At 60.9% G+C, this 676-nt stretch carries 1 pseudogene; it reads left to right on the forward strand.

The annotated features are described in order from the left end of the window. Positions 1–676, forward strand: a pseudogene (locus tag EN939_RS36805) (GumC family protein); the annotation flags it as partial.

Here is a 676-nt window from a genome sequence, read left to right on the forward strand (position 1 = left end):
AACAAGGCGTCGACAAGATTGCTGCCGATGCAAACATTTTCCGTGCACAGATCGCCGCTCTCGAAAGCCGAAAGAACATCCTGGATGCGGTCATGGCCGACACCGCCAGCCGGCTTTCCGGCTTGCGGGCTCTCGAGCCGCAGGTCAGCCTGCTGACCCAGCGATATAACGAACTCCTTGGTCGACAACAGGATTTGACGCGGCGTATCGGAGTTCCCTCGGCTGGAATTTCGATCCTGTCTGCGGCTTGGCCGCCGACTATCCCGCAGACATTGCCAGCCATCTTCCTGGTTCCCCCCGGGATGATCCTATTCGCTATCCTTGGGGCGATGTACGTCACGATGCGCAATCATTTTGACCGGACTTTCCGTGGCGAGGCCGAAGCGGAAGCGGTGCTCAAGGTTCCATGTATGGGGCAGATCCCCGAAGCATGCGGAATGCATGCCAAACAACTGCGAAACCTCGTGCTGGGGGAGCGCAGGTCCGCATATAGCCGCGCCGTGACGTCGTTGCTGATCGCGGCGGCACCAAATGCGCTAAGGGCTCGTTCGTCGTACACGGCGCTTGTCACCTCCAGTATGCCGCAGGATGGCGGGACCGAGCTCGCGTGGAGCCTGGCGCTCGCCGGCACGCGACTGGGCGGTCGAGTCCTGTTGGTCGATCTTGAACGCAAGGG

This window comes from Mesorhizobium sp. M7A.F.Ca.CA.002.05.1.1 (assembly GCF_003998335.1).
Classification (GTDB): Bacteria; Pseudomonadota; Alphaproteobacteria; order Rhizobiales; family Rhizobiaceae; genus Mesorhizobium.